Raw genomic sequence first — 24,627 nt, 5'->3', positions numbered from 1 at the left:
TTTATAATTTGAAAATGTGATGTCGAAATGAAAACAGCCACCTATTAAAGTGGCCATTTTTATCTTGAATTTTATTGAATCCGAATCCAAGTTTGGCTGCGACCTAGTGTAGATACCCCCATATAAGCGCGCAAAGTCAAGCGCTTACCTGTCGAGTTGATGCGAATTTTTGCATCGTAAATACGACCTGCCAATGGATCAATTACGCGTCCTTTTTCGTAATTATTGCTGTCTTTGACTTGTTGTAAGCCTTTTAAAATGTCCATCCCTAAAATAGGTTGGTTAGTATAGGGCGCAGGGCATTTATTACAGAGTTCACGTGGGGTATAACCTGGACGTGGAGTTACTTTAATAATTTTACCCGTATAGGTTTGATTGGCTTCTTTACGAATTTCGATGACAGCTTTGGGTGAGCCTGTTTTATCATCAATTTGTTGCCAAGTGCCCGCTAAATCTTGTGCCATCGCCAAAGTGCTAAGGCTGCCGAAGATGACGGCTATTCCTAAAGCCAATTTTTGAATCATTTTATTTCCCTTACTCGGTCTTTGCGGCTAGTCTAATCTGTGAATAGGCTTGCACAAAGCCCCGAGTATCTTGAAAAAATGACCGATGCGACACTATGCGTTAGATTTTATTGACGAATCCACGTTTGTGTCCGACCAATGGCAGAAATTCCGACATAACCACGCAAGGTTAGGCGTTTACCGTTGGCAGCAAGACGTCCTTTTAAGCTATACATTTTGCCTGCAAGTGGATCAAGAATACGCCCGTTGGCATAGTTGTTGTTATCCACATGTTGTAAACCTTTAATAATTTCTAAGCCTACAAGTGGTTTATTGGTATATGGTGCAGGGCAATCGACACAAATGGTTTTAGGGGTATAGCCTGCACGTGGTGTGACTTTGACAATTTTACCCGTAAACGTACCATTCTCCGCTTTGGTAATTTCAATTAAAGCCTTAGGTGAGCCAGTTTTGTCATCAATGCTTTGCCAAGTTCCAGTTAAGTCTGCAGCAAATAAACTGCCACTGAACATTAAGCTTGCAAATGCACCTATCAGTAAATTTTTCTTCATATCAGTTCCTTTGATTGCCGAAATTGATCACAGAGGTTTATTCAAGATATAAAGCGAGTTGTGGTAGGAGTCAAGCGATTTGAGAAAAAATTAATCTTAAAGTTGCGACTAAAATGTAAGAAAACTAATAAAAAATGCCACGAACGTGTGGCATTTTAAGTGAAAAGTAAAGCGATTAATTAGTCGCTTTTAATCCAAGTTTGGCTGCGTCCTAGAGCAGATACGCCCACATAACCACGCATGGTCAGACGTTTGCCATTGCTGCTTAATTTGGCTTTGGTGCTGTAGATATTGCCGTTTAATGGGTCAATAATTTTTCCACCAGAGAAGTTAGTGCCACCTGTATGTTTTAAGCCTTTGAGTATATCCATTCCTAAAATAGGTTGGTTGGTATAAGGCGCAGGACAGTTGACACAGGTATCTTTAGGAGTGTAGCCAGGACGAGGAGTAACTTTGACAATTTTAGCCGTATAGGTGCCATTGGCTTCCTGACGAATTTCTAAAATTGCTTTTGATGAACCTGTTTTGTCATCAATATTTTTCCAAGTACCCGTAATATCTTGAGCTAGCGCAAAACTTCCTAACGCTGAGCAGATTAAGGCAACGGTGAGTCTCATCTTGACCATGTTCAATGTTCCTTGTTTTTGGCTAACTGGATATTTCATAGTAAAAAGAAAGTTAAAACTCGACAAGTCTAAATAAGTGATTGCTCAGTCACATTTTTTGTAAATACAGTATAAAAGTTGGCAGCCATACTGCGGTAAATACTGCATTGACGGCCATACCAAAGGCGGCATAACGTCCAGCTACGCTACCACGTTGCCAAGCTTGGGCGGTCCCAATTGCATGCGCAGCCAGACCTAAAGCCAAACCAGAGGCACGTTCATCATTGATGTGTCTTAAAATAAAAGGTGAGAAAGCAGCACCGACAACACCCGATAAAATCACAATCAATACTGCCAATTGAATTGGGGCTTCCAAAAGTGTGGCGATGTTAATGGCAATAGGTGTGGTTACGGCACGTGTAGCAAAGGCCATAATATCGGCACTAGACATGTGTAAGGTATATGCCAGTCCCATAGGTAGGGCTACAGCACTGATGCTGGCAAATAGTAAAATGCCTAAAATGGCTTTTAGTGGTAAATCGTCATAACGCATGGCTGCTAGAGGAATGGCGAGTGCAACTGTCACATAGCCCAATAATTGATTAAACAAAGGGTTGGTTTGTGCTACGTAAGTTTCGTATGGAATCCCGAAAAAATACAACAGTAGCAACACAAAACACATGCCAAAGACAATCACAGGGATTTGCGGGACTTTTTGGTTGCAAGGTTTTGCCAGTAAATATGCAACGAGAGTGATTAAAAAACCATATAGAATTGACAGCATTTTAATCTCCTAAAGCCAGCGTTTTGCCATTTTGGCATACAGCCAAAGCGGGATCAGCGTACTGATAAACAACACAATTAAGAAGATTGGAATTTGTTTGCCCATGTGCGTGAGCATAATTAATGAACCCGCGCTGATGGGTAAAAAGGCAAAGGCACTTTCTTTCATGATTTTGTTGTTGGTATCGACCAGACGAGCAGGAATTTTACTGAGTTTGCGCCATGTAAATAATACCGCCAGCAGGCTGAGCAAACCGACTAAATTGCCTAATTCTGGGTGATTAAATTGGGTCATGATCCATACAGAGGCTTCACGAAACACAATAATCAAAAGGAGTGTGCCGATCCATGCTGGCCAATCGATATGTTTTATCCTGCTCATTTTTGATCTTTCATTAAAATTTTACTTATCACGTTTTAACCGATCTGATCGTCAATTTCAAATGCTTCAAGCGGACGTTTAAATTGTTCTGCCTGTGCACCTAAAATTTCGTCTATCGGTAAATGTGCCTGTTTAATCAGTTGTTCCAGTTTATGTGGTGCCATGCTGACTTGTAGATGTAATTGACCTTCATCATCGTACTGTTCTGCCTGAATGACATTGAGCGCATACAGTTGATTGCGCAGTTTGCCATAAGCAGGTTGTAATTTAAGATCAAACTTTTGAATTTGCCCCATCAAACATTCATGTACGGCTTGTTTTAACAAGTCTAAACCTTGCCCTGAATGTGCCGATACATAGACACGGTCAGGTTGATGCGGTTTTTCATAGATAATTTTGGCTGTTTCGCCTGAGACATCAATTTTATTGTAAACCCGCAAAATAGGTACATCTGCGCCAATTTCTTTTAGCACACCTTCGACTGCTTCAATTTGTTCCAACACATCGGGGTTGCTTGAATCAATCACATGCAGCAATAAACTGGCTTCTAAGGTTTCTTCCAAAGTTGCTTTAAAAGATTCCACCAAAGAGTGAGATAGGTTTCTTACAAAGCCAACGGTGTCTGCCAATACCAGACGTCCGATGCCATCCCATTCTAAACGCCGTAAAGTAGGGTCAAGCGTAGCAAACAGTTGGTCAGCAGCATAGACATCACTTTGCGCCAAAATATTAAATAAGGTCGATTTGCCTGCGTTGGTATAACCGACCAATGAAACGGTAGGAATGGCGGATTTTTGCCGAGCCACACGACCTTGTGCACGGGTTTGACGGACTTTATCGAGTTTGGTTTTTAGTTGTCCCATGCGAATACGCAATAAGCGTCGGTCAGTTTCAAGCAAGGTTTCCCCAGGACCACGTAAGCCGATACCGCCTTTTTGACTGTCTAAGTTGCTGCGACTACGCACCAAACGTGAAGATAAATGTTGTAATTGTGCCAATTCGACCTGTAATTTACCTTCGTAAGTGCGGGCGCGTTGAGCAAAAATATCTAAAATGAGTTCGGTACGGTCAACCACACGGCATTGCATCACTTTTTCTAAATTACGTGCCTGTGCAGGACTGAGTGCATGATCAAAAATGACCAAATTGGCGTCGTGTTCTTTGACCAATGCGGCAATTTCTTCGGCTTTGCCTGAGCCAATAAAGAGTTTGGCATCGGGTTTACTACGTTGAGTGTGGACGTGTTGTAAAACTTCTGCACCCGCAGATTCAGCCAAGAGCTGAAATTCTTCGGCATCTAGGTCTTCTAAAATTTGGACAGCGACACTGACCAGTACAACACGCTCGCCATCTTGAGGTGGCACAAAATTTTCCACTCAGCGCAATCTCCATGCTAAAGCTATATTCTAGTAGAAAAAATGTTTGTGCAGGGAAATAGATGATTGGATTTTTCCTGCGCCCTGATTTGATGCTATATCAACGTATGTAAACTCAATTATAAGGATGACCCCAATATAGAATTTATCTATTTAGATTTTGCCAAAAGTCGCATGTTTGCATGCAGGTTTCGGTTTTTATTATCAATGCAAGTTCAGATTGAACAGTATAGAATGAGCAAAATATAGACCTTTATACGTTGTTTTGCGTTTAACAATTAGTGATGACCCTATGAACCCAGCTGTTGAAACTCACACATCTCCAATTCATGGTTTTGCAAAGCTTGCTTTGTATAGCAAAAAAGTTCTGGCAACGGCTGGCGCGATTGGTGAAGGGTTTTATTTGGTCTATCGTCATCAATTGTATAAAGACACCAACAACCCGAACAATACGCGCTATGTGCAATATTTTTGCCGTCAATTGTGCAAAGTTTTTAATATTGAAGTGCAAATTCATGGTGAAATTCCGCATGACCCTGCGCTATGGGTCAGTAATCATATTTCGTGGTTAGATGTAGCGGTATTGGGTTCTAGTGCGCGGGTATTTTTTCTGGCCAAAGCTGAAATTGAAAAATGGCCGTTATTGGGTAAGTTAGCCAAAGGTGGGGGGACGCTATTTATTAAGCGTGGCTCTGGCGATTCAGTCAAAATTCGTGAACAAATCACGCAATTTTTAAAACAAGATATTCCTGTATTATTTTTTCCTGAAGCGACCACGTCAGATGGAAGCAAAATTAAAAAAGTGCATGGTCGTATTTTAGGGGCAGCAATTGAAGCCAAACGACCTGTGCAAATTTGTCTGATTTGTTATGTGAATCAGCAAGGTGAGTTAGATACTGTTGCGCCGTTTATTAATGACATGACCTTTGTTGATCATGTGAAAGATGTTTTGGAAATGCCGAAAGTGACAGCGCATTTAATGGCGTTACCTGCAATTGTGGTAGAAGGGCACGATATTGAATCTTTAACTGCTGTGGTACAGGAACGCATGACAGAAGGTTTGGCTGAGTTGCATCGTCAGGTATTAAAACCACAAGTGCTGACATCATAAAACATGCTTAGGCGCATCTTCATGTTAAAGATAGCCTAAGCACATCACATTTTTTTAAGAATAATGGTCATCATCCAACAGCTTCAATATTATGTTGCTACATAAAGCCTTCAATTGGCAGCCATGAGGTAATTTTCATTGCCGCACGTTGATACCATTTCATCCCTGGTTCTTTTTTTAGAATTTGAGTTTCGCCTTGTGGATTTTTCATCTGCCATTGAATGTTTTGTTGCGCATCTAAAACCAGTTTATAAGCATATTTGGATAAATTGACATCCATGGTCTGGTGAACTGCGCGAGCCAATGGTGGACTATTTAAAATTACTCCAATTTCAGTATTTAAATATGCCGAGCGTGGGTCAAAATTAAACGAACCAATAAATACCTGTTTTTCATCCAATGCCATGAGTTTGGCATGTAAACTAGAACGGCTTAAACCTTTCATACTGACTTTGGCTTTTTTGGAAATTTCGTGCGTATGTGTGTTTAGGTTTTCCATTTCAGGTCGCGCCAAAAACTCATACAGCTGCACGTTATTTGCCAATAAATCTTCTCGATATTTGGCGTAAAAAGCATGCACCACAGGAACATCGTTGGCTTTAAAGGAGTTGGTCAGTACGCGTACCTGAACGCCATCATCCGCCAAGTCTTTTAGTTTTTCTGCCCCCGATTGTTCAGGGACAAAATACGCAGAAATAATATCGACACTACTGCTTGGCTTCTCTAAATGCGTCAGCAATTGAAAGTTGAGATGTTCTTCTTTTGAGGCGCGGTCTTTAATTTTACTCGGCGCATCTTTGACCACTTCAGCACTGACCCAATCGAACTTAATACTACGCGTCATCCACTGTTCAATCGCTTTAGAACGAGTCACCAAATCTAAATAATTTTGTACGGTGGCTTCTTGATCGTGCTGTTCTAATTGCTGTTTTAAGCTTTCATAACGCAAGGTGTAATGTTGTGGATTGACCAATTGCTTGACTGAATAAGCATAGTCATCATTCCAGTATTCATCAAAAGAGTGAATAATTTCATCCGAAGCCGAGCCGACTAACATCACATCGACATCAGAAAATTGATAATTGTCGCTGACGTTATAGTATTGATTGCTCATATTGCGCCCACCAATCAGAGAAATTTGGTTATCGGCAATAAAGCTTTTGTTGTGCATACGACGGTTAATACGCTTCAAATCCAAAATCATGTCCATGGCACGATAATGTCGAAAGCGATATGGATTATACAGTTTGATGTCGATGTTGACGTGTTGATCGAGCGCGAGATAAATGCCTTCCATTTTTTTGGCATTGTTATCATCGACCAATAAGCGGACTTTCACCCCACGATCTGCCGCACGAATAATGGCGTGTAGTGCAAGCGCGCCAATTTTATCGTTATCCCAAATATAATATTGTAAATCTAAAGATTTTTCTGCTTTATTAATCAGATAGATACGTGCTGCTAGGGCTTCGAGCGGATCATACAGGACATGATAACCCGTAAGCTGCGGATATTTTTCGCGTAGCGGCAGTACAATTTTGGCCAAACTGGTTTGATCGGTTGGGGTTTCAAACGCCATCCGGATCGGATGTTCAATCTGTTTGGGCAGCGTGCTACAGCCTGAGAGTGTCAAAACGAAGGCGCAACTCAGCCACAAGACGTTGTGCCGAATATTTTGAAATGGAGCGGATGAGCTGCGGTTTGCCAAATTAAATTCCTTTTTAGCACGAGGAGCAAATAAGTTAAAAATAGGGTTTGAGTATAATTGTCAGCTATGAAAAGATAAATATGACAATACAGATATATGACGTGTGTGGGTTAAATGCGACATCTGGGTTTAGCGCAGCATTGAATAGCAGAAGTATGAAGTAATAGAGAATAAATATGTGGGATAACGATTCAGTCGTGTTGTATTTCTATATGGGTATGGCAATTTTGGCGCTGTGGGCAGTTTCGCAAGCATGGCGCAGTCAGGCCAATACAGAAACCATTCACCCGTTTAAGGCCTTTGTGCATTTGTTGGCATTTTATTTGTCTTACCTGTTGCCGCCTTTGGTTTTTTTTAGTGTTTATGCGGGTATTCAGGGCTATTACTCCATCCACGAAGCGATTTTTGTATTTTTAGTCAGTGCTGTGTTGAGCTATGCGCGTTTTATTGAACCGCATTTGATTCAAGTCAAAACTACCAAATATCAAATTCATGCAGATCGCCGTTTATTAAAGCCTGTCAAAATTGCTTTAATTGCAGATTTACATATTGGCTTGTTTTCTGGGCATGAGCGTCAATTGAAGCAAATTGTGAAAAAACTCAATTTGCAAAACCCCGATATTGTCGTTGTAGCAGGCGACTGGACTTATGAGCCTGAAAATAAATTGGTCGAAGAATTGGCGGTATTAAAAGAAATTTGTGCGCCTGTATATTCGGTAAATGGTAATCATGATGAGCAGTATCCTGGCCCGCCCATTCAAGAGCTGTTAAAAACGGCTTTAGAACAAAATAACGTGATTGATATTGAAGGTAGAATTGTCGAGTTTGATGAGTTTCGTTTGCTCGGTATTGGCGATTTATGGGCAGGTAAAACCGACATGCGCTATATGCCCGATTTACCTCAGGATAAGCCGTGGGTGTTGTTATCACATAACCCCGATACAGTGGATATGGTGCCAAAATTGCCGACACGTCCGTTGATGTTGGCAGGACATACCCATGGTGGGCAGGTTGAACTGCCGTGGCTGACCGATTATGTGATGAAAAAAGTATCTATTTTAGGGCATAAAAAGGGGTTATATCGCCATGATCATGCCGATGTATTTGTGACTGTAGGGACAGGAATGGTCGGTGTTCCTTTTCGTTTTGGTGTGCCGCCCACGATTGATATTATTGAATTATTGTAAGCACCGTCACCATCGCCTACATGAAAAAAACCAGCCGAGGCTGGTTTTTTGATGCAATTTTTGCGCTTAAATTTGATTGTTTACATCATCATGCTTGGTTTCTCGAATCATTAAAAATGCGATTAAAGACAAGATGGATGCTGCACTTAAATAATAACCAACTGCAGCCAAGCCATAAGTGGTGGCAAGTTTGGTGGCAATGAGTGGGGCAAACGATGCGCCAAAAATACCCGCCAAGTTAAAGGTGAGTGCCGAGCCTGTATAGCGTACAGAAGTAGGAAAAATTTCAGACAATACTGTACCAATGGGCCCGTAAGTAAGTCCCATAATTGCCAAGCCAATACACAGGAAAATAAATACAATCCACGTGCTGCCTGAAGCAAGCATGTCGGCAAAAAATAAGCCAAAAATTGCAGAGACGATGCACACCGCAATAGAGGTAGTTTTACGTCCAAATTTTTCGGCTAAAACGGCTGAGAGGGGAATAAATGCGGCAAAACACAATGTGGCTAGTAGTTGAAGTTTTAAGAATTCTTCACGTGAATAACCCAGTTGTTTAGTGCCCCATTGCAAGGCAAATACTGTAGTCAGATAAAACACCACAAAGGTACAAATTGCAGCGATTGTTCCGAGCACTAACATTTTAGCGTGTTTTTTAAAGACCTGAATAAATGGCACATTGACTTCTTTTTGTTTATTCAACACTTTTTGGAAGGCAGGCGTTTCATGCAGTTTTAAGCGAATCCATAAACCGACAATCACCAATAAGGCACTCGAAATAAACGGGATGCGCCAGCCCCATGTCATAAAGTCTTGCTCAGACATCAGCGCACCTAAAATAAGGAATGAACCTGTGGCAAGAATAAAACCAATCGGAGCGCCCAATTGTGGGAACATGCCATACCAAGCACGTTTACCTTCAGGGGCATTTTCTGTGGCTAACAGTACTGCTCCCGACCATTCACCGCCCAAGCCTAAACCTTGCCCTAAGCGACACAACGCCAACAGTAATGGCGCGATAATCCCAATTTGTGCATACGTCGGCAGTAAACCAATACAGACTGTAGAAATTCCCATGGTCAATAATGCCGCGACCAAAGTGGCTTTGCGTCCAATCCGATCTCCTAAATGTCCAAATAAAGCTGCGCCAATTGGACGGGCGATAAAGGCAATTGCAAAGGTGGCGAGAGATTGAATGGTTGCCGTCATTGGGTCAGTACTGGTCGGAAAGAACAGATACGGAAAAATAATGACTGCCGCAGTGGCGTAGATATAAAAGTCAAAAAACTCGATGGTGGTACCGACCAAGCTTGCAGTCAGTACTCGAAATTTAGAATTTTGAGTCGGCTGTTCAGCGGCAGCAGTAGATGAAGATGCCATACAGGACCTTATGTAAAGTGAATTTTAAATGAAAGTGCAATTTGGCACAGACCGCACTGGCAGAAAAATAGTAGATACTTCTTGTAGTTATACTTTTTTGAACAAGAAGTCGGTTACAAAACTGCATCCATGAACACCATTCAAATCTGATCGTTTTATCTGTAAGACATGAGCGATATTCAGCGTTAAATCACATACAGATAAATTGCCAGAAAGTGTGCGCCTGCACCAATTAAGACAAATACATGCCAAATTGCGTGGGTATATCTTACGCGTTTTAAGGCATAAAACAATGCACCCACGGTGTAGGCAATGCCGCCAATTAGCAAAAAGGTCAGGGCTTGGCTGCTTAAATAGGCTTGCATATCGTCCATGACCAGAACGGCTAACCAACCCATCACCAAGTAGGCAATTAAAGAAATTTTATGAAAACGGTTGATAAATACCAGTTTAAATAGGGTGCCAATCAGGGCAATAATCCACAGGGCAATTAACAAATATTGTGCTTTTTGAGTAGGAATCGCGATGGATAAAAATGGGGTATAAGTCCCTGCAATTAAATAATAAATTGCGGTGTGATCTAACTTTTTATAAAAATAACGACGGTCTGCTGCGGTTGCCATGTGATACAGCATTGAAGCAGAAAAAAGCAGTACCATGCTTATTGCATAGGCCCACAAACCTAGCCATTGTCCCGTACTTAAATACGCACCTTTAATGATTAAAAGAATACCTGCAATAAATGCCAAAGCCGCACCAACACCATGGCTCAGATAGTTAATCCGTTCTTCTTGCAGGTCATAATCAGGCACTAAAGGGGCATTTAATTTCATGGCGAATCTGCTTTAATTTCTTTAATTATACAACTGTATCGTAATTCAATTTTGCTTTTAGGGTAATAACAATTAAACTTGAATTGTAATTTTTTCAGGTTTTTATTATGTCGACTTTGGCTTCTCCCTCTGTGCAGGAACAACAATTCTTAGAGGCTTTTCAGCAAGCCATTGATACACAAAAGCTTGATCGTGTGGTGCTGAGTCAATATAAAGGCGAACTGGAACAATTAGAAAAAATCACCTTACGGGTGATTCAGCTAAATCAAGACACCGTTTTAACTTGTTTGTATCGCCATAAAACGCAGGATATCACCAAAAACTATCCTTTGGCAGAAGCACAGATACAATTGAGTCACTTATTGGCAGATTGTAAACAGGCCAATTTATTTACGACAGATCAGGAAATTCAGCTAAAAAAGAACAAAAAGAAAGCCATGCTCAGCATTAGTAAAACAGCACCGACTATAGCGAAACCGAAAGAACCGCAAGGACATGACCGAGAAAAGCAGCGTTATGTCGATCAATCCAGCCCATTTTTACAACACTTGGGGATTAGCGATGCCAAAGCGCAAATTATTCCGAGCATGGCGCGTAAATGGAAACAGATTAATAAATTCATTGAAATTTTTTCGGGGGCTTTGGCGCAAATCAAAATTTCGGAAAATACTGTGCGCGTGGTGGATTTTGGCTCAGGCAAAGGCTATTTAACTTTTGCGTTATATGACTATTTGCAAAAGCAGCAATTTCTTCCTTTTGTGACTGGGGTGGAACTAAACCCGAAAATGGTTGAGTTTTGTCAGTCGGTGGCGAGTGCTTCAGACTTTCAGCAGCTAGATTTTTTTTCAGGGCGATGTGCGCACCTATCAGCCAGAACATTTAGATGTAATGATTGCTTTGCATGCCTGTGATGTCGCCACCGATTTTGCAATTCATACTGGTATTCGCCTGAATGCACAAATGATTATGTGCGCGCCGTGTTGCCATAAAGAGTTGCGTCCACAATTACAAAGCCCAAGCGTGTTGCAACCGATGCTGCAATTTGGCATTCATGCAGGGCAACAGGCGGAAATGTTAACCGATACCATCCGCGCTTTATTGCTCAAAGCCTATGGTTATGACACCAAAGTTTTTGAGTTTGTCGCTTTAGAACACACCAGTAAAAACAAAATGATTTTGGCAACCAAACGTCAAAATTGGAGTGAACCTGATCAAGCAGTTTTGGCACAAATTCGTGATTTAAAAACCATGTACGGTATTCAAAAACATTCTTTGGAGTTGTTGTTGAACGATCAGTGGGATCAACAGGGCATTGGTTCTAAGTGCTAAGCAAGATGGAACAGGATATAAAGATGCAAGATTATGAAATTCAATCGGGCACTTGGACACAATTTGCTGCAGAGGCCAAATCTATTCGTGAGCAAGTCTTTATTCAGGAACAGCGAATTGCGCCTGAAGATGAGTGGGATGCACAAGATGCAGTTGCCTTGCATTTTGTGGTCTATGCAACTGGACAGGCGATTGCAACAGCACGTTTACTGGAAAATCACAGTATTGGACGGGTCGCAGTGTTGAAATCACAGCGCGGTTTAGGTGTGGGACGTGTTTTAATGCAGCATATTATTCAGGTGGCAAAGCAGCAGCAACGTCCGTGGGTCAAGTTGTCTGCGCAGGAACACGCGATTCCGTTTTATCAAAGTTTGAGTTTTCAGGTTGAGGGTGAGTCGTATTTAGATTGTGGTATTCCGCATGTAGATATGCGATTGATATTTTAAACGAATTGTCGATAGTCCTGATTTTAATCGTGCAAAATAAAAATCGCCATGATGGAATGTGATCATGGCGATTTCTTTTTATAAACTGTATGAACAGAGCCGCTAGCGCATATTAATGTCCATGTGCGGGTGCTGGCTCATGGTTTTCAGGCATATTGGCATGTTCTGTTTCAGTCATACCGTGTGCATCTGCAGTTTCAGCAGCCAAAGCTTCACGTGCTTCACGATCTGCTTGTGCTTTTGCCAATGCTTCTTGTGACATAGCTGGCGCATTTTTAAAGGCGTGTTGCTGAGTATTCTGCTTTTGTTGCTGGCTAGGCATGTAGTCAGGTTCATTCGTGACCGCTAACCAGAAAATAAACATGAAAATTCCACCCAAAATACAGAAAATAAAGAGTGCTTTCCAACCCCAAGGTGATTTTTCAGGAGTAAGGCGTTCGGTCATGTGCATCTACCCAATTTGAATCTAAATCTTAAAATTATGTAACTTTATAACATAAAATGCATGAAAAACGGATTAAATTCTATTCATGCAGGGATATTCATTGTAATTTTGAGCAAATAAAAAGAGGGATGATGTATCCCTCTCAGATTGTTTTAAATTTAAAGTTTAGACTTAAATGCTTTTAGCATCTGCAGCAACACGGTCTTGCAAAATTTTAGGTGGGGTAAAACGTTCGCCATATGCTGCAGCAAGTTGCTGTGCTCGTGCCAAAGCCTGTGTTAAACCATATTGATTTAAAAACTGCAAAGCACCACCTGTCCATGCAGGGAAGCCAATGCCAAAAATTGACCCAACATTGGCATCAATGACAGATTCTAAAACACCTTCTTCCAAGCAACGTAAGCTGTCCAGTGCTTGTACAAATAAGAAACGGTTAATCATCTCTTGTTCAGCGATTTCGGTATTTTTATACCAATGACTTAACCCCGACCAAAGCTGTTTTTTACCCTGTTCAGGGTAGTCATAAAAGCCTGCACCTGCAGCTTTGCCTTTACGTGAGAATTGATGAATCATGGTTTGAATGACTTCATCTGCACTCGACAGTGGTCGGTCTTTTCCTTCGGCTTGTAACGCTTTACGTGCTTCCTGCGCCACGTGTTCAGACAAGGTTAAAGACACTTCATCCTGAATGGCAAGCGGACCAACAGGCATACCTGCTTTTAAAGCTGCCATTTCAATTTTGGCAGGATGTACGCCTTCTGCCAGTAAGCGCAAGCCTTCCTGCACAAAAGTGCCAAACACCCGACTGGTAAAAAAGCCACGTCTGTCATTGACTACAATCGGTGTTTTACCAATGTGTTGCACAAAGTCATATGCTTTTGCCAAAGTATCGGCAGAGGTGTTTTTTCCTTTAATGATTTCTACCAACGGCATTTTATCGACAGGACTAAAGAAATGCAGTCCAATAAAGCGCTGTTGATCTTGCGCAGCTTGGGCAAGCCTGCTTATTGGCAAAGTTGAGGTATTGGATGCCATCACACCTTGTTCTGCCAGAAAAACTTCGGCTTCTTGTGTGACTTGCGCCTTGAGTTGAGGATTTTCAAATACCGCCTCAATAATCAAATCACAGCCTTGTAAATCGGCAGCCTGTGCCGTTGGATGAATATTGGCTAAGACTTGTGCTGCTCGCTCTGCACTTATACGACCTTGCGATACTTGTTTATCCAATAGTTTTTGACTGTAAGCTTTGCCTTTTTCAGCTTGTTCGATGGATACATCTTTAAGAACAACCGCAATGCCTTTGCTTGCTGTGGCATAAGCAATGCCTGCGCCCATCATGCCTGCACCTAAAATGCCGACTTTTTGAGTTTGATGCGGTGCAATGCCTTGCGGACGGCCACTGCCCGATTTAATCGCATTCAGCCCATGCCAAAAGGTGCCAATCATATTTTTAGAAATTTGACCTGTTGCGAGCTGGGTAAAATAGCGAGATTCAATGCGTAAGGCTGTATCGACATCAACCTGCGCACCTTCTACTGCTGCACTCAAAATTGCTTCAGGCGCAGGGTAACAGCCTTTGGTTTTGTCGCGTAGCATGGCAGGAGCAATGGAAAGCATTTGCGCGACAGCAGGTGTAGATGGTGTTCCCCCAGGGATTTTATAGCCTTTGACATCAAATACTTGTTGTGATTGAGGATGTGCAAGAATCCAGTCTTGGGCTTTGCTGAGTAATTCTGTTTCATTTTCAGCAAGATCATGGATTAAACCTAAACTTTGTGCTTTTTCCACACTCAGCTGTTTGCCTTCCATCAACAGCGGCAGGGCAGTTTGTAAACCCAATAAACGTACCATCCGCACAATACCACCGCCACCAGGCAATAAACCTAAAGTCACTTCGGGTAAACCAAACTTGGTTTTTGTATCACGAATTGCAATACGATGATGACAGCACAGAGCAAGTTCCCATCCGCCGCCGAGTGCCGTGCCATTTAAGGCAGCTACCACAGGAATACCACGGGTTTCAATATAACGCAGCTGTGCTTTTAGGTTTTCAATCATCTGAAAAAATGAGCTGGCATGTTCAGGCTGTACTTGAATTAACTCATCTAAGTCACCGCCTGCAAAAAAGGTTTTTTTTGCAGAGGTAAAAATGATTCCCGCCACCTGTTCGTCTGCCTGTAACTTTTGCACCACTTGCGCTAATGCATCTCTAAAATCGGCATTCATGGTATTGGCAGATTGATTTGGTGAGTCAAAGGTTAGAGTGACAATATTATCGGCATTTTTTTGATAGTGAATGGCGCTCATTTTTATACTCCTTATACTCGCTCAATAATGGTGGCAATTCCCATCCCACCGCCTACACATAATGTAGCCATGCCGCGTTTTTTATCTTGTCGTTCTAGCTCGTCCAGTAAGGTGCCTAAAATCATGGCACCTGTAGCGCCAAGTGGATGACCCAAGGCAATAGCACCACCATTCACATTGACTTTGGCGGGATCAACCTGAAGTTCTGTAATAAAACGCAGAACCACGGCTGCAAAGGCTTCATTGACTTCAAACAGATCAATATCTTCAATGTTCAGTCCTGCTTTGGCTAAGGCTTTGCGTGCTGCAGGCGCGGGTCCTGTGAGCATAATGGCAGGGTCTGTGCCAACCAGTGCGGTAGCAAGCACTTTGGCGCGTGGTTTTAAGTTGTGTTGTTGTACCGCTTGTTCCGATGCAATCAAGACCAATGCCGCGCCATCAACAATACCTGATGAATTGCCTGCATGATGCACATGATTGACTTGTCCTGCTTCAGGATATTTTTGCAGGGCAATCGCATCAAAACCCATTTGTCCCATATTGGCAAAACTCGGCTTGAGCTGTGCCAAGCTTTCAGCCGTGGTCTGTGGTTTGATAAATTCATCTTGTGCCAAAATCACCACACCTGCCTGATCTTTGACAGGTACAATCGAGCGCTCGAAATGTCCCTGTGCTTGTGCTGCTGCGGCTTTGTGCTGTGATGCTGCTGCAAATTGATCGACTTCTGTACGGCTATAGCCATCGAGTGTGGCAATTAAGTCAGCGCCAATACCTTGTGGAATAAAGTCACAAGCCATATTGGTTTCAGGGTCGAATGCCCAAGCACCACCATCGGAACCCATTGCCACGCGTGACATAGATTCCACACCACCTGCAACGATTAAATCTTCCCAACCCGAACGAACTTTTTGCGCTGCGAGGTTCACGGCTTCTAAACCTGAGGCACAAAAGCGGTTGATTTGTACCCCAGCAACATCATTGTCCCAACCTGCGGCAATCGCTGCGGTTTTGGCAATATCTGCACCCTGATCGCCAATTGGTGTGACACAACCCAAAACAATATCGTCTACTTGTGAGGTGTCTAGGTTGTGTCGTTGTTGCAATTCATTCAATAAGGTTGTGAGTAGGCGAATGGGTTTAACTTCGTGTAATGCGCCATCTTTTTTTCCTTTGCCGCGCGGAGTGCGAATAGCATCAATGATGTAGGCCTCGCTCATAATCAATCCCTTGTCGATAGTTTTCTTTATGATTGCTTTTGAGTGTAATCTGAAAATTTTGAAGTGCAATGACGAGAACGGTACAGGTCAGTGAGGTTTTTTGCTAATTCGGATGACGCAGTAATTTGGCAGAAAGATTGAAACTATAATAGAGCGATAAAAAAAGCCCTTGCGGTGTGCAAGGGCAATCGATTGGAATTACGAGTTATTGTGAATTGTCGATTCTAAATTAATGATAACCGTGCAACTGACGGTATAAACCAGGTGTGACGCCAGTCCACTTTTTGAAAGCACGGTGGAAAGTACTGGTTTCGCTAAAGCCAACTTGTTGTGCCACATCTTCAAGGGTAAGTTCAGGATTCAGCAATAGGTGAATCGCGGCATCACGGCGTAATGCATCTTTTACCCCTTGATAGCTTTTACCTTCTGCAGCCAAACGACGACGCAAGGTTTGTGGCGATAGGTACAGCATGGATGCAACATCGTTCAAGGTTGGCATTTCTTCGCCAATTTGGCTCTTTAACACGTCACGAATACGCGAAGTTAAAGAATTGGTGTTTTTGAATTTCACCAACAATTGCGCAGGCGCGGTTTTTAAGAATTCGTCTAAGGTTTCTTGGGTTTGACGAATTGGTAAATCCAAGTAGTCGGCAGCAAAGGTAATTTCGGTGCGTGGCATGTCAAATTGCATGACAGGCGCAAAGAACAGCGCATCGTATTCATCTGCATGTGCAGGACGTGGATAGCCAAAATGTACGCGCTCCAAAGGCAGGCGACGTTCAATCAGCCAAGATGCCAAGCCGTGCCAAATCATCAACATACTTTCAGTAATAAAGTGATCAGGATCCATAGCTTGTGGAATAGATGGTACCAAACGTGCTTCGTGTTTATCACGTTCTAAGGTAACCGACCAATCATCACCAAACAGTTTGTAGAATTGCGAAGAGAGTTCTAAGGCATCGCCCAGTGTTTTGGCGTGAATTACCAATTGGCACATGATCGCGAATGTACCCAAACGACGTGGCTGAGAATCAAAACCCACGTGTTCGTCTTGGGTTACCATCCACAACATTTTAATAAAGCGAGTATATTGTTCAGGTGAAATACGTGCTTTCGGTTGGCGCAGAAGTTCTGCCTCAATACCGACATGAGATAATAAGGTTTCGACATCCATGCCGAGTCGCTTAACACCCGTGAGCGCTGCATTTACAAAATGGATACTAATGGTATCTCTGCTCATGTTAAATCCTTCAGTCTCTTTTGTATTCACGTAAGCTTGACCTAAATGACGCTAAAAATTGAAATTGGCAATTTACAATACCAATTTTACTTATTTTACATAATAAATTGCCGAAATGATCAAGGTAAATGGCTGAACATGACATTGTGTTACAGTTTTGCTGTTTATAAGATGAACGGAAAATCAGTAAAAATCGAGTAATCACAACAATGACACATGCACTGAGCGGTTTAAAAGTTTTAGATTTTTCTACCTTATTGCCCGGCCCTTTTGCCAGTTTGTATTTGGCGGATATGGGTGCAGAGGTGATTCATATTGAATCGGCAACCCGTCCTGACTTAATTCGTTTATTTCCGCCCTATGCCAATGGACAAGCGACTTCGCACAGTTATTTGAATCGGAATAAACAGTCAATTACTTTGGATTTAAAATCCCCCGAAAGTATTCAGCTTATTCACGATAAAATTGCCGAATTCGATATTGTATTGGAACAGTTTAGACCAGGCGTGATGCAGCGTTTAGGGCTGGACTATGCCAGCTTGGCAAAAATTAATCCGCGACTGATCTATTGTTCCATCACAGGTTATGGACAAACAGGCGATTATCAACAAAGGGCAGGACATGACATCAACTATTTAGCCTTGTCTGGCATTGCGGGGCATAGTGGACGGCAAGCGGGTGGGCCGCCACCGCTCGGGATTCAAGTGGCCGATGTAGCAGGTGGATCATTGCATGCTTTGGTGGCGATTTTAAGTGCAGTGATAGAACGTCAGCGCAGTGGTTTAGGGCAGTATATTGATATTTCGATGACCGATTGCACTGCGACTTTAAACAATATGGCCGCTTCAGCGGTTTTGGCGGCACAGGTTCCTCAATATGCTGAGCAATCTTACTTAAATGGTGGCACCTATTATGACTATTATGAAACAGCAGATGGCCGTTATCTTTCAGTCGGTAGTTTAGAGCCGCAGTTTATGCAGGGTTTGGCACAGATTTTAAACTTACCGATACTTTTGGAAAAAGGGGCATCTTTAGATCCGCAAGAGCGCTTGCAAGTCAAACACGCTATTCAAGATAAAATTAAAACACAAAGTTTTGCCACATGGCAGCAGGTATTCGCGCAATATGATGTCTGCGTTGAACCTGTATTCACTTTAGATGAAGCCTTACATTCACCTTTGGCACAGCAACGCGGTTGGACAGTAGAAGTTCCTATTCAGCAGAATGCCGAAAAAACTGAAACTCAGTTGGCGTGTCCAATTAAATTTTCACGTTCTCAAATGCGTTACGATTATATCGGGCAGGCTTTGGGCGCAGGGCAGTGGTCATCTCAGACTAAAAATCAGGATGAAGATAAAGCCAAGTCATAAGCATAGGTAATCAATAAAAAGATCGAATAGATGCTTTAGCAGAAAAAATGCTAAAGCTTGCATTATTTTGTGATAGCTCTATAAAAAGTCTATAAATTTTGGCAAAGGCTTACTGGTTGTGATGTTGCCATGGCTTATCAATAAAACCGCTAAGAAATATGTAAAAAACACATTTTGTTGATAGATTGAATCTCGCTATGCTGTCAGCCGTGATAATAGAAATGACTAGCTGTACGCCATGTATTTATATACTGATTTCGATCAGCAACTGATTAATGAACGTGTTGCACAGTTCCGCGACCAAACGGAACGTTATTTAGCAGGCAAATTGACTGAGGATGAATATCGTCCATTGCGTCTGCAAAATGGTTTGTATGTACAACGCTATGCGCCAATGTTGCGTATTGCGGTGCCTTACGGTCTGATGAACTCTAAGCAATTGCGTAAAGTTGCGCAGCTTGCCAAAGACTATGACCGTGGCTATGCGCACGTATCAACACGTCAAAATATTCAGTTTAACTGGCCTGCACTGGAAAATGTGCCTGACATGCTGGCAGAGCTTGCAACCGTACAAATGCACGCAATTCAGACTTCGGGTAACTGTATTCGTAATACCACCACAGACCAGTATGCAGGTGTCGTGGCGGGCGAAATTGCTGACCCACGTCCAACCTGTGAATTAATTCGTCAGTGGTCGACTTTCCACCCTGAATTTGCCTTCTTGCCACGTAAATTCAAAATTGCGGTGTCTGCACTGGAAGAAATTGACCGTGCTGCGACTGCATTTCATGACATTGGCGTCTATATTGTTAAAAATGAAGCAGGCGAAATTGGCTATAAAATTAAAGTTGGTGGCGGCTTAGGTCGTACTCCAATTATCGGTAGCTTTATTCGTGAGTTCTTGCCACGTGAAGATTTGATTGCTTACTTAGAAGCTATTTTACGTGTTTATAACTTGCATGGTCGTCGCGACAATAAATATAAAGCACGTATCAAAATTTTGGTAAAAGCCTTAACTCCAGCAGTATTTGCAGAAAAAGTTGAAGCTGAATTTGCACATACGGTGAAAACCTTAAAAATTGATGCAGAAACTTTGCAAAAAATGGATAAAAACTTCACGCCATTTGCTTATCAAAACTATGCCGATGAAGATTTTAGCGAGCTGTTTGCGCAGTATCCAAAATTCAAGCAATGGTTCAACATCAACACCAATGCGCACAAAGTACAAGGCTATCGTATTGTCACCATTTCATTGAAACGTGCAGGTGTTGCACCGGGTGACATGACGACAGAAGAAATGAATCTGATTGCAGATTTAGCCGATCAATATACCTTTGGTGAGTTGCGTACCACGCATGAGCAAAATATTGCTTTGGTAGATGTGCCACAAAAAGACCTGTTTGCATTGTGGCAAGTGCTCGATGCCAATAACTTGGCGCGCGCGCATATTGGCTTTATTACCGATATTATTTGCTGTCCGGGTGGTGATTTCTGTTCACTTGCCAATGCCAAATCTATTCCAATTTCAGAAGCCATTTCACGCCGTTTTGATGATTTGGATACCATTTATAATCTTGGCAAACTGGATTTAAATATTTCAGGTTGTATGAACGCTTGTGGTCATCACCACGTTGGTAATATCGGGATTTTAGGTGTCGATAAAAAAGGCGCGGAATTCTACCAAATCACTTTGGGCGGGCATGCAGACCATGATGCGTCAATCGGTGATATTTTAGGGCCATCTTTTGCTGCTGAAGTGATTCCTGATGTGGTGGAAGAAATTTTAAATACCTACTTAGATTTGCGTAGTGAAGGTGAAGACTTCATCGACACTTATCGCCGTGTCGGCATTCAACCATTTAAGGAGCGCGCTTATGCTTAATACTGCACTACCTGTGCTCGCAAAAGATGGCACGATTGCAGACAATACTTATCAAGTGATTGCTGAAGATGCAGCATTACCGCAAGGTGATGTGGTGCTCAGCGTTGAACAGCTTGATCAGTTGGCACAAATTTCAGGTAAAAAAGCCCTATATTTAACGGTAGATGCTTCGCCTGAAAACCATGAATTTCCATTGGCAGAACTGGATGCAATTTTTATTGAATTTTCAGGTTTTAACGATGGCCGTGGTTATTCTTTTGCGGCATTGTTACGCCGTCAAGGCTTTCAGGGTGAACTTCGCGCAGTCGGTGATGTCTTTAAAGACGTCTTAAATTATATGAAACGTGCAGGTTTCGATACTTTCGTGATTAAAGAAGGTAAAGATGTGCAAGAAGCTGCAGCAGGTTTGGCGGACTTTACCCATCCTTATCAAGCTTCTACCGCAGTGCCAAAACCAAATTATCAAACAGGTGCGTAATATATTGATGATGGATTTCATCGAAATGTAGATAGATTTTATCGAAATATCGCGGTTCACACATTTACAAACAGCCTGCCATGTGCAGGCTTTTTGTTTGCCTTAAAATGATCAAACGGCTTGTTTTATCGCACTTCTTAATGATTTAATTTACCGCAAAGTGCTGTAGTATAAGCACGCTGATGTAGCATCGCAGTCTTATGTAGGCGTTATTTTTACATTATCAAAAATCAATCAAGACGATAATTTGATGTGATTATCCTCTGATTTATTTTTCAATTTTTTCATGATGAAGTGATTTGTCTTTATGCAAAATTCTATCCGTATTGGTATTGCTGGTTATGGCAACTTAGGTCGTGGTGTTGAAACGGCGATTCATAAAAACCCAGATTTACAATTGGTGGGTATTTTTACCCGTCGTGCGCCTGAAAGCGTTTCACCATGTTTTGCTGAAACAGCAGTGTTGCACATGGATTCATTGTCAGATTTTCAAGACAAAATTGATGTGCTGATTTTATGTGGTGGTTCAAAAGACGACTTGCCACAACAAGGTCCAGTACTGGCGAGCCAATTTAATATTGTCGATAGTTTCGATACGCATGCACGTATTCCTGAATATTATGCATCTGTAGATGCACCTGCGACAGCGAACAAGAAAACTGCACTCATCTCAATTGGTTGGGATCCAGGCATGTTCTCGATTAATCGTTTATTTGGTGAAGCGCTGTTACCTGATGGTGAAACCTATACTTTTTGGGGTAAAGGTTTAAGTCAGGGTCACTCAGATGCCATTCGTCGTGTTGATGGTGTAAAAGCAGGTGTGCAATATACCATTCCATCGAATGATGCCATTGAACAAGTGCGTAGCGGTGCGCGTCCTGTATTAAGCACCAAAGATAAACATACTCGTGAATGTTATGTCGTACTTGCAGAAGGTGCCGATGCTGCTGCGGTAGAGCAAGCGATTGTGACCATGCCAGATTATTTCGCTGACTACAACACAACCGTAAATTTCATTGATGAAGCGACTTTAGCCAAAGATCACCAACGCATGCCACATGGTGGTTTTGTCATTCGCAGTGGTAATACCAGCGATGAACAAAAACAAGTGCTTGAATTCTCATTGAAGTTAGACAGCAATCCTGAGTTTACCGCGAGTATTTTGGTGGCTTATGCACGTGCTTGCTATCGTTTAAACCAAATGCAGCAATATGGTGCAAAAACTGCTTATGATGTTGCGCCAGGTTTATTGTCAATGAAATCGCCTGAACAGTTGCGTGCAGAATTGCTCTAAACTTTTTAAAGCTACAAGCAAAAAGACGAATCAATGATTCGTCTTTTTGCTTTTTGAATTTAAAAGAGGAGTTAGGGAGTGACTGTATCCCATCTGCCCTAATTCCGCTTTACGGAATAGGGGGGCAATGCATTAAAGCAATTCAATCGCGACTGCAGTTGCTTCACCACCGCCAATACAGAGAGCGGCCACGCCACGTTTGCCACCTGTACGTTTAAGCGCATGAATTAAAGTCAGGATAATACGTGAACCTGTAGAACCCACAGGATGTCCAAGCGCACATGCACCACCATTGATATTCACTTTTTCAGGATCAAGCTTGAATTCATCTATTGGGCACATGGTGACCATAGCAAAAGCTTCATTGATTTCCCATAAATCTACATCTGCAACTTGCCAACCCGCTTTATCCAATACTTTTTGAATTGCAGCAACAGGGGCAATAGTGAATTCTGATGGATGTTGTGAATTGGTGGCATAAGCCACAATTTTTGCTAATGGTTGTAAACCTTTATTTGCTGCATTTTCTGCAGACGTTAGGACTAAGGCTGAAGCACCATCTGAAATTGAGCTGGCATTGGCTGCGGTAATCGTGCCATCTTTGGCAAAAGCTGGACGAAGAGTTGGAATTTTTTCAATATTGGCATTAAATGGTTGTTCGTCTTTATCGACAACCACATCACCTTTACGTGTTGAAACATGTACAGGCACAATTTCATCGGCAAAATAGCCTTCATTTACGGCAGTTTGCGCACGTTTAAGAGAGCGAATCGCAAAATCATCCATTTGTTCACGGGTATAGCCTTTGCTATTGGCCATATCTTGTGCGAATGAGCCCATTAAACGCCCTGTTTCTGCATCTTCTAAGCCATCTAAGAACATGTGATCTTTCACATCACCGTGTCCCATGCGGTAACCCGCACGTGCTTTGGTCAGTACATAAGGTGCATTACTCATTGACTCCATACCACCAGCGACAATGATTGAGGCAGAACCTGCTTTGATTGCATCGGCTGCTTGCATGACAGCTTTCATACCAGAACCACAGAGTTTGTTGATGGTGACCGCACCTGTAGAATCTGGTAAGCCTGCTTGACGCATCGCCTGACGAGCAGGGCCTTGCTTTAAGCCAGCAGGCAAAACACAGCCCATAATGACTTCTTCGATATCTGTGGGTTGCAGACCTGCGCGTTGAATTGCGGCTTGAATACTTGCTGCACCCAGCTCAGGTGCAGTCAGTGTGGCTAAACTGCCCTGAAAACCACCCATGGCAGTACGAGCGCCATTCACAATCACGATATCAGTCATTTATATTCTCCAAATTGTTCTGTGCATTGTTATGCTGATGTATGGGTATGCGATACCTTGCCTCAGCAGTATAGGCAAAAAATCATGAGAATAAAGTGACAGCGAGTACCGAACTTTAGACTACTAAGTTAACATTCTGAAGTAAATTCTGTTCGAGTGATGCCCATTTTATTCAGTACCAAACGGTGATTCGATACCGTGGATGAACAATAGAAAAAGCTGCCATTTGAACCGATTGGGAGTCCTTGTTGTGCATTAAAAGTCACACTAGGGATGTTTAAGGTGCCACGCCAATCTAAATTTCCATATTTGAGTGCAGTTTTTTCTGTATAAATAATGTATTCATTTTCATCAATTTGGCGGTTTCGATTGCGATCCATAAAGATCAAAAATCCAGTATTCCAGTTTTGCTTGCTACATTGAACAAAGTTTTGCGTAGGACAAATCACCACATTGCTGTGGTGGGTGAGGGCATGGGAGCGTGCTATTTTTAGGCTAGACAGCAATGAGTACTGAATTCGTTTGAGTTCTTGTTGTGCCATCAGCTGATGAAAATAGGGCAGGGCAACCATGATTAAAATCGCACTAATCGCTAACGTGACGATCAATTCAAACAGCGTGAAGCCATTTTTGCTTATATTCGACATAAGTCTATACCTGTTATTGTTATGTTTTTTTATGATTAATTTGAGTAATTCGTTGTTTTATAGCGTTTTATCTGCTGTATAATAAATATTAAACAACTTTCGAGAAAGCTGTTAAAATAAAGCGCAGGAAAGATAAGCTATTCACAATAAAAAATTGAGTAGAAAGTTACCGAATTACAACGGAAATTGTAAGTAATTTTGTCAATAATTTACTTGATTAAATT

22 protein-coding genes and 1 pseudogene are annotated in these 24,627 nt (G+C 42.1%); 8 read left to right on the top strand and 15 right to left on the bottom strand.

What is annotated here, in order from left to right; translation table 11 throughout:
- Positions 1-71: 71 nt before the first annotated feature.
- From FTU09_RS04650 to hflX, 6 genes are all read right to left on the bottom strand, one after another.
- Positions 72-524: a DUF2147 domain-containing protein gene (locus tag FTU09_RS04650; protein WP_179995504.1), complete on the bottom strand. Its 453-nt coding sequence runs from the start codon at positions 522-524 to the stop codon at positions 72-74.
- 107 nt (positions 525-631) lie between these two features.
- Positions 632-1,075, bottom strand: a complete 444-nt coding sequence (locus FTU09_RS04645; RefSeq protein ID WP_168418864.1) for a DUF2147 domain-containing protein — start codon at positions 1,073-1,075, stop codon at positions 632-634.
- 179 nt (positions 1,076-1,254) lie between these two features.
- Positions 1,255-1,701: a DUF2147 domain-containing protein gene (locus tag FTU09_RS04640; protein WP_168542481.1), complete on the bottom strand. Its 447-nt coding sequence runs from the start codon at positions 1,699-1,701 to the stop codon at positions 1,255-1,257.
- An 88-nt stretch (positions 1,702-1,789) separates the two neighbouring features.
- A complete protein-coding gene (locus FTU09_RS04635; RefSeq protein WP_180079637.1) occupies positions 1,790-2,464 on the bottom strand; it encodes an LrgB family protein in 675 nt (224 codons plus the stop codon).
- A 9-nt stretch (positions 2,465-2,473) separates the two neighbouring features.
- The gene (locus tag FTU09_RS04630) at positions 2,474-2,845 is read right to left on the bottom strand and encodes a hypothetical protein (protein ID WP_004972466.1); all 372 of its coding nucleotides are present in this window, start codon (positions 2,843-2,845) and stop codon (positions 2,474-2,476) included.
- A gap of 35 nt (positions 2,846-2,880) precedes the next feature.
- The gene (gene hflX, locus FTU09_RS04625) at positions 2,881-4,221 is read right to left on the bottom strand and encodes a ribosome rescue GTPase HflX (RefSeq protein WP_180079636.1); all 1,341 of its coding nucleotides are present in this window, start codon (positions 4,219-4,221) and stop codon (positions 2,881-2,883) included.
- A 292-nt stretch (positions 4,222-4,513) separates the two neighbouring features.
- On the opposite strand from hflX, the gene FTU09_RS04620 reads away from it, so the two are divergent.
- On the top strand, positions 4,514-5,332 hold the full coding sequence (locus FTU09_RS04620) for a 1-acyl-sn-glycerol-3-phosphate acyltransferase (protein ID WP_096901584.1): 819 nt from the start codon (positions 4,514-4,516) through the stop codon (positions 5,330-5,332).
- A 97-nt stretch (positions 5,333-5,429) separates the two neighbouring features.
- Here FTU09_RS04620 and FTU09_RS04615 read toward each other — a convergent pair whose 3' ends face one another.
- A complete protein-coding gene (locus FTU09_RS04615) occupies positions 5,430-7,040 on the bottom strand; it encodes a phospholipase D family protein (protein WP_257221695.1) in 1,611 nt (536 codons plus the stop codon).
- A 176-nt stretch (positions 7,041-7,216) separates the two neighbouring features.
- On the opposite strand from FTU09_RS04615, the gene FTU09_RS04610 reads away from it, so the two are divergent.
- Positions 7,217-8,227 carry a metallophosphoesterase gene (locus FTU09_RS04610; protein ID WP_004972462.1) on the top strand — a complete coding sequence of 337 codons (1,011 nt, stop codon included), beginning with the start codon at positions 7,217-7,219 and terminating at the stop codon, positions 8,225-8,227.
- A gap of 66 nt (positions 8,228-8,293) precedes the next feature.
- Here FTU09_RS04610 and FTU09_RS04605 read toward each other — a convergent pair whose 3' ends face one another.
- Positions 8,294-9,607, bottom strand: coding sequence for an MFS transporter (locus tag FTU09_RS04605; protein WP_096901571.1), 1,314 nt, complete (start codon positions 9,605-9,607; stop codon positions 8,294-8,296).
- A gap of 185 nt (positions 9,608-9,792) precedes the next feature.
- Positions 9,793-10,440 carry a hemolysin III family protein gene (locus FTU09_RS04600; protein WP_004972459.1) on the bottom strand — a complete coding sequence of 216 codons (648 nt, stop codon included), beginning with the start codon at positions 10,438-10,440 and terminating at the stop codon, positions 9,793-9,795.
- A 107-nt stretch (positions 10,441-10,547) separates the two neighbouring features.
- Here FTU09_RS04600 and FTU09_RS04595 point away from each other — a divergent pair.
- Together FTU09_RS04595 and FTU09_RS04590 are read left to right on the top strand one after the other, a co-directional pair.
- Positions 10,548-11,769 (top strand): annotated as a pseudogene (locus FTU09_RS04595) (SAM-dependent methyltransferase).
- 23 nt (positions 11,770-11,792) lie between these two features.
- Complete coding sequence (locus FTU09_RS04590; protein WP_004972455.1) at positions 11,793-12,215, top strand: GNAT family N-acetyltransferase; 423 nt, start codon at positions 11,793-11,795, stop codon at positions 12,213-12,215.
- Positions 12,216-12,327: 112 nt separating this feature from the next.
- Here FTU09_RS04590 and FTU09_RS04585 read toward each other — a convergent pair whose 3' ends face one another.
- The 4 genes from FTU09_RS04585 to FTU09_RS04570 all read right to left on the bottom strand — a co-directional run bounded on the left by FTU09_RS04585 (position 12,328) and on the right by FTU09_RS04570 (position 17,424).
- Positions 12,328-12,660, bottom strand: coding sequence for a hypothetical protein (locus FTU09_RS04585; protein WP_004972453.1), 333 nt, complete (start codon positions 12,658-12,660; stop codon positions 12,328-12,330).
- A 171-nt stretch (positions 12,661-12,831) separates the two neighbouring features.
- Positions 12,832-14,967, bottom strand: coding sequence for a 3-hydroxyacyl-CoA dehydrogenase NAD-binding domain-containing protein (locus tag FTU09_RS04580; RefSeq protein ID WP_180079634.1), 2,136 nt, complete (start codon positions 14,965-14,967; stop codon positions 12,832-12,834).
- An 11-nt stretch (positions 14,968-14,978) separates the two neighbouring features.
- On the bottom strand, positions 14,979-16,184 hold the full coding sequence (locus FTU09_RS04575; protein ID WP_096901568.1) for an acetyl-CoA C-acetyltransferase: 1,206 nt from the start codon (positions 16,182-16,184) through the stop codon (positions 14,979-14,981).
- A gap of 229 nt (positions 16,185-16,413) precedes the next feature.
- Entirely contained in the window at positions 16,414-17,424 is a 1,011-nt protein-coding gene (locus FTU09_RS04570; protein ID WP_004972448.1) for an AraC family transcriptional regulator, read from the bottom strand.
- 209 nt (positions 17,425-17,633) lie between these two features.
- Between FTU09_RS04570 and FTU09_RS04565 the strand changes: the two genes are divergently transcribed.
- The 4 genes from FTU09_RS04565 (at position 17,634) to FTU09_RS04550 (ending at position 22,448) form a co-directional block, all read left to right on the top strand.
- Positions 17,634-18,794 (top strand): CaiB/BaiF CoA-transferase family protein, encoded by a 1,161-nt coding sequence (locus FTU09_RS04565; protein ID WP_180079632.1) that lies wholly within the window; start codon positions 17,634-17,636, stop codon positions 18,792-18,794.
- A 238-nt stretch (positions 18,795-19,032) separates the two neighbouring features.
- Positions 19,033-20,676, top strand: coding sequence for a nitrite/sulfite reductase (locus FTU09_RS04560; protein WP_096901566.1), 1,644 nt, complete (start codon positions 19,033-19,035; stop codon positions 20,674-20,676).
- The gene (locus FTU09_RS04555; RefSeq protein WP_004972443.1) at positions 20,669-21,154 is read left to right on the top strand and encodes a DUF934 domain-containing protein; all 486 of its coding nucleotides are present in this window, start codon (positions 20,669-20,671) and stop codon (positions 21,152-21,154) included. Before FTU09_RS04560 ends, FTU09_RS04555 begins: the two co-directional genes overlap by 8 nt.
- A 307-nt stretch (positions 21,155-21,461) precedes the next feature.
- Entirely contained in the window at positions 21,462-22,448 is a 987-nt protein-coding gene (locus tag FTU09_RS04550) for a diaminopimelate dehydrogenase (RefSeq protein WP_180079630.1), read from the top strand.
- Between the two features lie 132 nt (positions 22,449-22,580).
- Here FTU09_RS04550 and FTU09_RS04545 read toward each other — a convergent pair whose 3' ends face one another.
- Both FTU09_RS04545 and FTU09_RS04540 read right to left on the bottom strand, forming a co-directional pair.
- Positions 22,581-23,756 carry a thiolase family protein gene (locus FTU09_RS04545; protein WP_180079628.1) on the bottom strand — a complete coding sequence of 392 codons (1,176 nt, stop codon included), beginning with the start codon at positions 23,754-23,756 and terminating at the stop codon, positions 22,581-22,583.
- Positions 23,757-23,884: 128 nt separating this feature from the next.
- Positions 23,885-24,403, bottom strand: a complete 519-nt coding sequence (locus FTU09_RS04540; protein ID WP_180079626.1) for a GspH/FimT family pseudopilin — start codon at positions 24,401-24,403, stop codon at positions 23,885-23,887.
- Positions 24,404-24,627: the final 224 nt, after the last annotated feature.

Origin of the sequence: Acinetobacter sp. YH12058, assembly GCF_013419805.1 — a bacterium.
GTDB classification, from domain to species: Bacteria; Pseudomonadota; Gammaproteobacteria; order Pseudomonadales; family Moraxellaceae; genus Acinetobacter; species Acinetobacter towneri.
Note: the sequence above shows the minus strand (reverse complement) of the source record. Positions and strands in the feature narration are given on the sequence as shown.

Excerpts from the sequence above, each read along its gene's own strand:
- FTU09_RS04555 (WP_004972443.1), top strand. The coding sequence starts at position 20,669 with ATGCTTAATACTGCACTACCTGTGCTCGCAAAAGATGGCACGATTGCA.
- FTU09_RS04645 (WP_168418864.1), bottom strand. The coding sequence starts at position 1,075 with ATGAAGAAAAATTTACTGATAGGTGCATTTGCAAGCTTAATGTTCAGT.
- FTU09_RS04650 (WP_179995504.1), bottom strand. The coding sequence starts at position 524 with ATGATTCAAAAATTGGCTTTAGGAATAGCCGTCATCTTCGGCAGCCTT.
- FTU09_RS04565 (WP_180079632.1), top strand. The coding sequence starts at position 17,634 with ATGACACATGCACTGAGCGGTTTAAAAGTTTTAGATTTTTCTACCTTA.
- FTU09_RS04635 (WP_180079637.1), bottom strand. The coding sequence starts at position 2,464 with ATGCTGTCAATTCTATATGGTTTTTTAATCACTCTCGTTGCATATTTA.
- FTU09_RS04575 (WP_096901568.1), bottom strand. The coding sequence starts at position 16,184 with ATGAGCGAGGCCTACATCATTGATGCTATTCGCACTCCGCGCGGCAAA.
- FTU09_RS04550 (WP_180079630.1), top strand. The coding sequence starts at position 21,462 with ATGCAAAATTCTATCCGTATTGGTATTGCTGGTTATGGCAACTTAGGT.
- FTU09_RS04540 (WP_180079626.1), bottom strand. The coding sequence starts at position 24,403 with ATGTCGAATATAAGCAAAAATGGCTTCACGCTGTTTGAATTGATCGTC.
- FTU09_RS04640 (WP_168542481.1), bottom strand. The coding sequence starts at position 1,701 with ATGGTCAAGATGAGACTCACCGTTGCCTTAATCTGCTCAGCGTTAGGA.
- FTU09_RS04590 (WP_004972455.1), top strand. The coding sequence starts at position 11,793 with ATGCAAGATTATGAAATTCAATCGGGCACTTGGACACAATTTGCTGCA.
- FTU09_RS04610 (WP_004972462.1), top strand. The coding sequence starts at position 7,217 with ATGTGGGATAACGATTCAGTCGTGTTGTATTTCTATATGGGTATGGCA.
- FTU09_RS04600 (WP_004972459.1), bottom strand. The coding sequence starts at position 10,440 with ATGAAATTAAATGCCCCTTTAGTGCCTGATTATGACCTGCAAGAAGAA.
- FTU09_RS04580 (WP_180079634.1), bottom strand. The coding sequence starts at position 14,967 with ATGAGCGCCATTCACTATCAAAAAAATGCCGATAATATTGTCACTCTA.
- FTU09_RS04620 (WP_096901584.1), top strand. The coding sequence starts at position 4,514 with ATGAACCCAGCTGTTGAAACTCACACATCTCCAATTCATGGTTTTGCA.
- FTU09_RS04560 (WP_096901566.1), top strand. The coding sequence starts at position 19,033 with ATGTATTTATATACTGATTTCGATCAGCAACTGATTAATGAACGTGTT.
- FTU09_RS04545 (WP_180079628.1), bottom strand. The coding sequence starts at position 23,756 with ATGACTGATATCGTGATTGTGAATGGCGCTCGTACTGCCATGGGTGGT.
- FTU09_RS04570 (WP_004972448.1), bottom strand. The coding sequence starts at position 17,424 with ATGAGCAGAGATACCATTAGTATCCATTTTGTAAATGCAGCGCTCACG.
- FTU09_RS04630 (WP_004972466.1), bottom strand. The coding sequence starts at position 2,845 with ATGAGCAGGATAAAACATATCGATTGGCCAGCATGGATCGGCACACTC.
- FTU09_RS04585 (WP_004972453.1), bottom strand. The coding sequence starts at position 12,660 with ATGACCGAACGCCTTACTCCTGAAAAATCACCTTGGGGTTGGAAAGCA.
- FTU09_RS04605 (WP_096901571.1), bottom strand. The coding sequence starts at position 9,607 with ATGGCATCTTCATCTACTGCTGCCGCTGAACAGCCGACTCAAAATTCT.